General features: G+C 45.2%; 9 protein-coding genes. 1 reads left to right on the plus strand and 8 read right to left on the minus strand.

Annotated elements, in window-relative coordinates; translation table 11 throughout:
• Positions 1-126 precede the first annotated feature (126 nt).
• Positions 127-669, plus strand: a complete 543-nt coding sequence (locus tag GJB59_RS13595) for a TVP38/TMEM64 family protein (protein WP_236015684.1) — start codon at positions 127-129, stop codon at positions 667-669.
• A gap of 15 nt (positions 670-684) precedes the next feature.
• Here the strand turns inward: GJB59_RS13595 and guaC are convergent, their stop codons facing one another.
• The 8 genes from guaC to GJB59_RS13635 form a co-directional block, all read right to left on the minus strand.
• Positions 685-1,668, minus strand: coding sequence for a GMP reductase (gene guaC / locus GJB59_RS13600; RefSeq protein WP_142829958.1), 984 nt, complete (start codon positions 1,666-1,668; stop codon positions 685-687).
• A gap of 147 nt (positions 1,669-1,815) precedes the next feature.
• Positions 1,816-3,120: an MATE family efflux transporter gene (locus GJB59_RS13605; RefSeq protein ID WP_142829956.1), complete on the minus strand. Its 1,305-nt coding sequence runs from the start codon at positions 3,118-3,120 to the stop codon at positions 1,816-1,818.
• A 104-nt stretch (positions 3,121-3,224) separates the two neighbouring features.
• On the minus strand, positions 3,225-3,986 hold the full coding sequence (locus GJB59_RS13610; RefSeq protein ID WP_142829954.1) for an ABC transporter ATP-binding protein: 762 nt from the start codon (positions 3,984-3,986) through the stop codon (positions 3,225-3,227).
• A 15-nt stretch (positions 3,987-4,001) separates the two neighbouring features.
• A complete protein-coding gene (locus tag GJB59_RS13615; RefSeq protein WP_142829952.1) occupies positions 4,002-4,781 on the minus strand; it encodes an ABC transporter ATP-binding protein in 780 nt (259 codons plus the stop codon).
• On the minus strand, positions 4,778-5,617 hold the full coding sequence (gene nikC, locus GJB59_RS13620; protein WP_142829950.1) for a nickel transporter permease: 840 nt from the start codon (positions 5,615-5,617) through the stop codon (positions 4,778-4,780). Before nikC ends, GJB59_RS13615 begins: the two co-directional genes overlap by 4 nt.
• Positions 5,614-6,561, minus strand: coding sequence for a nickel ABC transporter permease (gene nikB / locus GJB59_RS13625; RefSeq protein WP_142829948.1), 948 nt, complete (start codon positions 6,559-6,561; stop codon positions 5,614-5,616). Before nikB ends, nikC begins: the two co-directional genes overlap by 4 nt.
• Positions 6,562-8,085 (minus strand): nickel ABC transporter substrate-binding protein, encoded by a 1,524-nt coding sequence (nikA, locus tag GJB59_RS13630; protein WP_142829946.1) that lies wholly within the window; start codon positions 8,083-8,085, stop codon positions 6,562-6,564. It abuts the gene before it with no gap.
• A gap of 409 nt (positions 8,086-8,494) precedes the next feature.
• Complete coding sequence (locus tag GJB59_RS13635; RefSeq protein WP_142829944.1) at positions 8,495-10,015, minus strand: gluzincin family metallopeptidase; 1,521 nt, start codon at positions 10,013-10,015, stop codon at positions 8,495-8,497.
• Positions 10,016-10,401: the final 386 nt, after the last annotated feature.

The raw sequence follows: 10,401 nt of genomic DNA on the forward strand, positions 1-10,401 counted from the left end.
GCATCCGTGATAAAATATAACTAAACATTCATTCTGTCAGAAATGCAGATTGATCAATGTACAAGTCCATATGTAATATCAAACCATTTAAAGGAGGCAGTTTTTATCGATTATTTACCTGTTTGGATGGAATTTATCGTTCTTCTTATCGTCAACTTAGCAGTAGGAGCTGCCGGCTTTATTCCGAGTGTCCTGGTGACCGCAGTCAACATCCAGTCGTTTGGCTTACATGGCGGTGCAGTATTAACATTTGCCGGTGAAATTTTTGGTGCCTTACTGGGATTTTATCTGTATCGCCTTGGATTTTCCAAAGTCAATCCGAAATGGCTCCGCCACCCGTTTTGGCAAAAATTCCAGCATCAATCGAATAAACGCGTTTTCAGCCTGGTAATCCTTTTTCGGCTGCTTCCCTTTATGCCATCCGGTTTTGTTACAGCAGGTGCGGCACTCACAAAGATAAACGCCAAACTGTTCTGGCTCGCCAGCACAATCGGCAAAGTTCCAGCAGTGATTTTAGAGCTCGCTGCTGTTTATGGAATTACACAAGCGGTCCCGGCAAACGTCCAATATCTTCTATTTGCTGCCGTCATTATTGTTTCCATAGTCATTTGGCAATTGGATCGCTTAAAGAATTCCAAACAGCACAAAACCCCTCCATCGACAGATTGAGGGGTTTTGCGTTTTTCAATAAACTTTGTCGCCATTAAAGATCGAATTTTTAACGATAACGTAATCCACGTTGCGGATTGCAAGCAGCTTGTCTCCTCCAGCATAGGAAATCGCGGATTGAAGATCTTGTTCCATTTCCACCAAAGTGTCTTTTAACGACCCTTTGTATTCCACGAACATTTTCTTGCCTTCAACGTTTTTCTTCTCGCCTTTTTGGAATTCCGATGCTGAACCGAAATATTCTTTCAGCAATTTGCCGTCCTGATTGATGGTTTGGCCCGGTGATTCTTCGTGTCCGGCAAAAAGAGAACCGATCATGACCATTGATGCCCCAAAACGGACCGACTTGGCAATATCGCCATGTGTGCGAATGCCGCCGTCTGCGATGATCGGCTTGCTTGCCGCTTTTGCACACCAGCGCAGTGCCGCCAATTGCCAGCCTCCTGTGCCAAAGCCGGTCTTTATTTTGGTGATGCACACTTTCCCTGGTCCAATGCCTACTTTTGTGGCATCCGCTCCAGCGTGCTCCAATTCCCGGACCGCTTCAGGTGTACCGACATTTCCGGCAATCAGGAAACTGTTCGGAAGCAATTTCTTGATATGCTGTATCATGTTGATCACTGCATTGGAATGGCCATGAGCCACATCAATCGTAATGTATTCCGGCGTGATTTTTTCATCAGCCAATAGCTGGACAAATTCATATTCTTCCGGTTTTACGCCGACGCTGATGGACGCATAAAGGCCCCGCTGCTGCATGTCTTTTGCAAACGCCAACCGTCTTTGGGGTTCGAAGCGATGCATAATATAAAAATAATTATTTTCAGCCAGAAATTTGGCAATTTTCTCATCTACGATGGTCTGCATATTTGCAGGTACAACTGGCAATTGAAAAGTCCGTCCGCCAAACTCAATCGACGTATCACATTCTGAACGGCTGTCTACCACTGCTTTTGCGGGAACCAACTGAATATCTTCGTAATCAAATACATTTTCCATAAATTACACCCCTATACACGAATGATATATCTATATATCTTTAAAATTGTTCGTCCATATGATAATGTACTTTATTTTTCAAGAGATGTCAAAGAGCAAAGCCATTCCACCAAAAACACCAGAATACGCCTGCCCCCGGCAACTTTCCTAAACTTTATCCATTAGCCGATTCAGCTTCGGAATATACAAAATCAGAAAGAGGGACCGTCCGAGGCTGAACAGGATAAACGCCAGCCACACACCGTGGTTCTGCAAAATTGGAACCCCTGTCCATAGCGCCAGCAGAAAGACCCCTAATGACAATAGCATGGAGTTTCGGATCGGCGCCGTTTCAGTTGCCCCCGTAAATACGCCATACAAAACGATGCCGAAACTTGAAACTGAAGGAAACAGCAACAGCCAGTCTCCATAAAGTCCGCCCAGTTCAATGACTTCTGGAATCGCTGTAAACATGGAAAAGATCTTCGTGCTGAAAAGCCAATAAAGCGCAGTCAACACGAGTGATGAAAAGAAAGCCCACTGAAAAGACAACTTTAAATTCTTTTTGAAAAGTGCCGGATCTTTGGATCCAATCGCCTTGCCGGAAAGAATGCTCGAAGCGTTGGAAAGGCCGTCGTAAAAATAGGCCATTAAGTAGTGGATTTGCAGCAGCACTGCATTCGCCGCCAAGGTCTCCGTTCCAAAAGCCGCACTTTTATAGGTGAACAAATTAAAGACAGCAAGCAGGCAGATGGTACGGATAAACAAGTCCTGATTGACAGCCATCATTTTACGGACAGATGAACTGTCGGCAACCATCTTGAGAGAAGGCAGCTTGAAGCGATATGAAGTGCCGCGCCAGACAATCAGCAAGCCGATCAGGCAAGCTGTCACTTCGGCAATCAGAGTAGCGGCTGCCACCCCGGAAACGCCCCAGCCGAATCCAAAAACAAAAAGCACATCCAGTCCAATATTCAGCAGGTTCATGAAAACTTGGATCATCACAGAAATTTTAATGCGGGACATGCCGATCAGCCACCCCATGATGACATAGTTGATCAGTGTAAAAGGCACACCCCATATCCGGATGCCGAAATAATCAGAGGCCAAAGCAGCCACATCTTCGGCAGGATTGAGCAGACTCAACGCCGCGTATTCAATCGGTTTCTGCAGCATGAAAAAGCCGATTCCTACCGCTAGCGCGATGATTAATGGCCTGATAAGAGCGAGCGTTCCAAGCAGCCGGTCATTGGCACCGTGCGCCTGCGCTGCAAAACCCGACGTTCCGATGCGCAGGAAACCAAACAGCCAGTAAAGCGTGTTGAAGATGACCGTGCCGATTGCAACGCCGCCAATATAAGCGGGATTCGGCAATTGCCCCACCACTGCTGTATCAACGGCGCCCAATAAAGGAGTGGTCACCGTAGAAATGGTCAAGGGGATTGCCAAGGCAAGGTAAGTACGATGATTCATTTAGAAGCTCCTACTCTTTCAGGGTAATTTTTATCTATTCTATAATATTCACTTTCTGATGGTGAAATTGCAAAAATGATTAAGTCTATTAAATTCCCATGCAATCAAAACATAGACATTAAATTCTTGGTATAGGGGTGCCGGTCGCAGGAAAAAAGTTCATCCCTCCCAAAACCATCCACCATACGCCCTTCCTTCATAACAAACAGCTGTTGACTTAGTGAAGCAACAGCCGCTAAGTCGTGGGAAATGAAAATGTAGGAAAGTGAGAATTGCTGGCGAAGATTGTCCAGCAATTTTAAAAGTGAGGCTTGGGATAGCACGTCGAGGCTCGAGGTGGGTTCATCCAGTATCATGATTTCCGGTTCGATGCTGATGGCACGGCTGATGGTGACTCGCTGTTGCTGCCCCCCGCTCAGTTCATGCGGATACCGATCTCCTAGGGAAGCTGGAAGTTCAACTGCTTCCAACAGCTGCCCAACATAGTTTTCTTTGCTCGTGTAACTGAAATGCTGAAGCTCTTTTTGGCTGCCGAACTGCAAATAAGGATCCATCAAAGAATCCCGTATTTTCAGTTTAGGATTCAAAGAAGCGGATGGATTCTGGAAAACTGCTTGCATCTGCTTCCTGAAAGGTTTGAAGTTTTTTTTCGTTAAATTTTGAACCGGTTCACCATTAATTGAAATTTCCCCGGCATCTATATGTTCCAATTGAAGCAGGCATCTGGCCAGCGTGCTTTTTCCGCAGCCGCTTTCGCCAATAATGCCAAGACATTCACCTTTTTCGAGAGAAAACGACACATTATCGAGTACTTTTAAACCATTTGAATAGGTTTTATCTACATGGCTGACTTTCATTAACTCCATTATTTATCTCCCATACTATATGTTTGACGTTTGCTTAAGAACCGGAACCGCTTCAATCAGCGATCGGGTATACGTGTGTTCAGGGCATGCCAAAATTTTTGCTTGTTCTCCTTGTTCAACAATGTGTCCTTCTTTCATCACCAGGATCCGGTCTGCATATTTTGCGGCATGCCGAAGATCATGAGTAATATAAAGAATAGCGCAGCCTGTTTCCCTTTGCAGTTTTGCAAGCAGTTGCAGGATTCGATAGGAGGAAATGCTGTCCAAGGCAGTTGTCGGCTCATCCGCTATCACCAAGTCAGGCTTCATCAGCAAAGCGAGCGCAATTGCAGCACGCTGGAGCTGTCCACCGCTCAACTGGAAGGGGTAACGGGTCGAAAGATCGGCTGCGAGGCCGACAGATAGAAGAGCCTGTTGCGTATTCTCTATTCTCTTGGATTTCTTTATGCTTAAATGAGTCCGCTGGTATTCATCAAAATGTTTGCCGATCGTTAAGAACGGTGTAAAAGAGCTTTGATAATCCTGAAAAATATAGGCAATTCCTTTGCCTCGTATTTTCCTCATTTTTTTTGACGGCATTTCCAGTATGTCATTGCCGTTAAAACGGATCGTCCCGTCCGCTGATAAGTTCGGCATCAGCAACCCGCCGATTGCGGAAGCGGTCATGCTTTTTCCGCTACCGCTTTGCCCGACAACAGCCACCCAGCCACCCCGCTGAACATCGAATGAAATTCCTTTGACAAAGGGCTGATTTTTCGTTCCAACGGTCAACTTTTTAACTTCCAATACACTCATGATTGCACTTCCTTTTTCACATCGAACTTGTCCCGCAAATAATCGCCCAGCACATTGGAAATGAGCACTACAGTCACTATCGCAAGTCCCGGATAAATCATCAATGCTGGCATCGATTGAAAATAAGGGCGGGCATCATTGAGCATGGCGCCCCACTCTGGAGCCGGCGGCTGTGCCCCAAGGCCGATATAGGATAATGAGGAAATCAATAGGATGATCTTTCCCAAATCCAGGCTGGCCAGCACCAATACATTACCGATAATGTGAGGAAAAAGATGCTTGCGGATAATTTGCCCGTCTCCCAAGCCGTTGATCTTCGCCATTGCAATATATTCTTTTTGGCGTTCGCTGACCACTGTGCTTCTGACGAGGCGGGCATAATTGACCCACTTTACAAAAACAATGGCCAACAGGAGATTTTCAATTCCAGGACCCAACAGTCCGCTCAAGACAATCGCGACAATCGTATCTGGAAAAGCAAGAAACGCATCTGCAATGCGCATCAAAATCCGTTCCAGCCTTCCTCCTTTATAGCCTGCTATTAAGCCGATAGGCAAGCCAATGGCTACCGCAGTCAAGAGCGCCATAAAAGCATAGCCGACTGTCAGCTGAGCGCCCAGTAAAATCCGCGTCAACACATCCCGTCCCAAATGATCTGTCCCAAAAGGGTGGTCAAAACTCATCGGCATCAGCTGGGAAGTCAAATCGACCGCATCTGCATCATGCTTCAAAAAAAGGAAGGCATATGCGGCCAGCAGCGCCAACAGGCTTAGCAGCAGTATGAGCATGCCCGCTTTCCAATTGGGCTTGCGTGTTTTTATTGTCAAAGCGGTCATTGGCTCTCTTTCCCTTCCTTTAATCTAATTTCCGGATTCAAGTACCGGTAAGAAATATCCACCAGGCTATTTACAACAAAAACGATGATGGCCATGATGAACAGATATCCTTGGATGACGGGGTAGTCCCGTGCTCTAATCGCTTCTACAACCATTTTGCCGATTCCCGGATAGGCAAAGATCACCTCTATCACTACTACTCCGCCGATCAAACTTCCAAGACTGACGCCAAAAACGGTAATGACCGGAGGCAAAGCAGCACGCAGCGCGTGAAAGAAAAAGATTCGGATTTCTGAAATCCCTCTAGAACGGGCCGCTTTTATGTAATCATTGCTGAGAGAATCAATCAAGCTGGATCGCAGCAGCCGAACATAGACGCTTGTGATGGCAAGACCAAGAGTTACAGATGGAAGAATCATCGAAACAAAGCCATCCCGTCCCATTGTCGGCAGCAGGTTCAGCCGCACACCAAACAAGTCGATCAATAATAACCCCAGCCAAAAGCTCGGTACCGCTGCTCCGATCAAGGAAAACCAACGGCTGAGCTGGTCAACCCAACTGCCGCGGTATATTGCGGCAAGTGATCCGAGCGGCAATGCGATCAGCAGCATAACGAGCAACGCCCCTCCAGCCAATTCCAACGTAGCCGGAAGTCCGCTGAGGAGCATTTCCAAAACAGGTTGATCGGTCAAATAGGAATTGCCGAAGTCCAGCTTCACAAAATCCATGAACCACTCGCCATATTGCACGAGGAGCGGTTCATTAAATCCCATATCTTCCCGAAGTTCTTCCACCTGTGCCGCCGTTACCGATACATCGTCAACACGAAGGATGGACAGCACCGGATCACCTGGTGCGAGCCGTGCAAACAAGAAGCTGACAAACGTCACCAGCAGAAGAAAAACGGTCACTTCGATGGATCTTTTCAGTAATATCCGAACCATTTACTTCACATCCAAGGTGTTGGTCAGCATGTAATATTCACTGCGTGAAGTTACCCAGTTTTCTACTTTGTCTGCATTATAGGCGACCAATGTATTCGGGTGGAGAATAAACGAGTTGTAAACCTGCTCATCGACGTACAGGGCAATTTTTTCAGCAATTGCCGATCGTGATTTTTCACCCACAGTTGCATTCAACTCATCGATCATCGCAGTCAGGGCATCGTCGTCCGCTCCGCTGAAGTTCAAGGCACCCTGCGGATGGTAAGTCGCATTCAAATAATATCCTGCATCCCCACGAGGCGCAGTCAGATTGCTGTAGGTTGTCAAATCCCAATCCCGGTTAGCGGCCATATACTCTTCAGGCACTTCAATTTGCTGGATGTCTACTGTAATCCCGAGCTGCTTGGCATCCGACTGGAATACCTGGGCAATCAGCGGCAAATCAGCACGTGCGCTATAAGTCAATAAAGTAAGCACCAACGGCTCGCCTTCTTTTTGCATGACACCGTCCTTTTCTTCATATCCCGCTTTAGCTAAAAGGGTTCTGGCTTCTTCGGATCCGGTCTGCTTTGCAGGGTAATCCGGCGCGAAGGTAAATGTCGAAGGAAACGGACCATTTGCAACTTCGGCATGGCCTTTCAGGATGGTTTCCGCAATTGACTCTCGATTGATCAGTACGTCCACAGCTTTACGGACATGGATGTCTTTCATCGATTCACGCTCGAGGTTCATCGTCATTTGATGGACCCGAAAAGTGGAAGTGGATTCCACCTCTACCCCTTCTATTGCTTCCAGGTTTTCCAAGCCTTGAACTTCCGGACGGAAAACGATGTCTGCATCTCCTGATTCAAGTGCCAATGATCTTGCATTGGCGTCTTCGTTAAAAGAAAATCGTGCTGCTTCCAATTTGGCAGCCCCGTCCCAGTATTGATCGTAGCGGATTAAATCAACTGCTGTTCCGGGTGTGAAGGAGGAAACGGCAAAAGGTCCCGTGCCAATCGGTTTGTTTATGTAATCGGGCTCTGTTACATCAATAATTGATGTATTCGGGTGAACCAACTCAGATGGAAATTCAGGAAATGGCATAATCGTTTTGATAGTCAACTGATAGCCATCCGCTGCGATCGACTCAATCCGGAGTGCATTGCTAATCGCGATATTGTCCTCCATTGCACGCTCCAGTGAAGCTTTTACGGCCGCCGCATCCATCGGGCTGCCGTTTTGAAACGTTACATCGTCTCTCAGCCGAATCGTCCACTCCTGGCCATCTTCACTGTCCCAGCTTTCTGCCAGCCATGGCTCCAGCGTCAGCGTATCGTCGTTCAAATGAACCAGGGTTTCCGTTATTCCTGCGCGCAGCGGCACATAGCTGCTGTCCACGTTGGGATCAAGTGACCTCGCTGCGAAATTGAACAGCAGGTTGAGTTCTTTGCGCCCCTCTTCCTTTTTGTCTGCTGCATCTGATGTACATGCGGTTAATAACATAGACAATGCCAAAAGCAATAATATAAATGCATTTTTCATCAATAAACACTCTCCTTTTTCAAATTGTAATTATTACGATTTGTATTCCAAAAAAATAATCTCCTCTTTTCTCCTTTTCAATAACCTGGAGAAAGAAGAGAGCTTTCCATACTACATATTATATATTTTTAAAGCGTAACTATTACGTTTTAAATCATATCCTTTTGCAGCATCTAATGCAATCTCTTTTTTTAAACTTTTTGGAATACATTTTTAGCTTAAGTCAGTTCATGAAAAAGTTCCTCCTTCACAGAAATTTATTGATGAAAAACAAAGACCAGCCACCCTTCGATTTTCGAAGCGGGCTGGTCTTGCCAAATTGGTGTAATGTGGATTTATGTACCGGCTACCCTTCCATTAAAATGAGGTTGAAAAAGGCAATGTCACAGAATCTGCCTTGTCCCTGTTTCTAGAACTCTCCCGGATAATCCTTGCTCAGCTTTTCCCGCAGGTTATCCAGCACATATGAATTATACACCCATTCCTCACGCAGCAATTGGCGATATCCTGCCAATGATTCTGAGGAATTGATTTTTTTGTATACGGGAATTATCTCTTCATCAAAATAATAGTATCCGCTCTCTTGATATGCTCGTTCTGCTTCCATGGCTTTCTCAAGCGATAACTGCGGATCAATGAGCAAATAGATTTCCGCCAAAAGCATTAAATCATCGATAAGGAATTCTTCCGTGTCTTCGGCAATCTTCTGATTCAGCAGGTCTGCAGCTTCCCCGAATTTTTTCTGATCCAGTAAACCATCCACCAGGATCCATTCGGCTGCGTCTCTATCGTATTCGTCCCCTGCACCTTTAATGGTATCCACAGTTTTTTCCATTGCTGCATAGTCTTTCTTATCCAGCTGCTCATAAGCTTGTTCAAACCAGTCATCCATCTTCTTTTGCTCAGTTATCTTTTGATCGAGGAAAATCTCATCGTATTCCTCAATATCCATGCCAATCATTGCTTCCAGCTTTTTGTAGAATGCAGTTGCAGACCTGGACATCAGTAGATCCGGTATGATGCCTTCCCCATATTCTTCTACTAAAGTTTCCACTGCCAAAAAACTTTGTGCATAGGGATCATATGTGTCTGTAGAAGCACTGTCAAAATCATGTTGGCTGTCAAGCTCATGAAAGTCGATTATTTCTGTACTTTCCAGATCATACCACCCACTGGACTCATCAGCGAAGTAATCAGCGATGCCTTCTTCAAACCAGGAGGGAATCCGTGTAATCGACAAGCTATGCTGATTGGAAAAAAGATGGCTTTGGTAATGGGAATATTCATGCACCAAAATCAGCTCCCAGCTTTCATCTGTCGGAACCAAATGGATGCTTTTGGTGCCTAAGTTGTAGTAGCCTGCAACTTCTTCTGCGCCATAACCGGATTCCAGCGACTCATAGTCCTCATGGAACTCAACCGTCAAACCGCCCTCATCTTGAGTACCCAGGAATTGGTTAAAGCTTTTCCGCTCATTTTGGAGTACTTCATCAATTTTAGCTATTTCGTCTTCATTTTTCTCAGAGAAGTAATAAGTGACACCATTTTTTTCAATTTTGAGCAGCTCAGGCTGTGAAGAAACCTGGAACACTGTTGATGCAAATAACCTGGTTTTATTGGTCAGAGCTAGATTTTCATCTCCGGTCGTGTAAATGGCGAACGAATTGATGATGGTCACTGAAGCCACAACAATTGTCAGGACGATGGAAAAAATCATCAATCCGACCGCTTCTTTGATATTACTGATTTTCATGAAGTTCAGACTGCCTTTTACAGTACCTATAATGCTTGCAGAAAATATGACAAGACAAACCACCAAGAACATCCCGGCGATCATCAGCCCGCCAATTAGCCCTTGATTTAATATGAGGAAATATGCCAAATACGAATAGATTGTCATTAAGAATAATTGTTTAATGATGCTTTTCATGGGTGCCTCCAGTTAGTTTGGTACGAAAAGGAAAAACGGAATTTACCGTAAAGTTGGTATATATTACTACCTAAACTAAACTGTATGGCTGTAAGTCCTTAATCTTTTCTATATATTAGCAGTTTCTTGATTCAATAAACAGTCTTATTAAAGCTTGTTATATATTTTTTCTCTTTCGATATTAACTCCTGTCTTACACAGGATTTTCTATATGTCCACAAAAAAGACTGCCTGGAAGCCGAATTCATGGCTTCCAAGGACAGTCCCTTCACATCTATTAAGCTTTATTCCAAATTATCCTTAATTATTGCTTGCGTGCACGCAATGCAAGAGTTGTTGTCAAACCAGCAAGCATCAAGCCAGCCAGTACCCATAGGAATGGGAAC

Source organism: Planococcus soli (assembly GCF_016881065.1).
GTDB lineage: Bacteria > Bacillota > Bacilli > Bacillales_A > Planococcaceae > Planococcus > Planococcus soli.

Coding starts and splice junctions, on each gene's coding strand:
- GJB59_RS13595 (WP_236015684.1), top strand. CDS start 127: ATGGAATTTATCGTTCTTCTTATCGTCAACTTAGCAGTAGGAGCTGCC.
- guaC (WP_142829958.1), bottom strand. CDS start 1,668: ATGGAAAATGTATTTGATTACGAAGATATTCAGTTGGTTCCCGCAAAA.
- GJB59_RS13605 (WP_142829956.1), bottom strand. CDS start 3,120: ATGAATCATCGTACTTACCTTGCCTTGGCAATCCCCTTGACCATTTCT.
- GJB59_RS13610 (WP_142829954.1), bottom strand. CDS start 3,986: ATGGAGTTAATGAAAGTCAGCCATGTAGATAAAACCTATTCAAATGGT.
- GJB59_RS13615 (WP_142829952.1), bottom strand. CDS start 4,781: ATGAGTGTATTGGAAGTTAAAAAGTTGACCGTTGGAACGAAAAATCAG.
- nikC (WP_142829950.1), bottom strand. CDS start 5,617: ATGACCGCTTTGACAATAAAAACACGCAAGCCCAATTGGAAAGCGGGC.
- nikB (WP_142829948.1), bottom strand. CDS start 6,561: ATGGTTCGGATATTACTGAAAAGATCCATCGAAGTGACCGTTTTTCTT.
- nikA (WP_142829946.1), bottom strand. CDS start 8,085: ATGAAAAATGCATTTATATTATTGCTTTTGGCATTGTCTATGTTATTA.
- GJB59_RS13635 (WP_142829944.1), bottom strand. CDS start 10,015: ATGAAAAGCATCATTAAACAATTATTCTTAATGACAATCTATTCGTAT.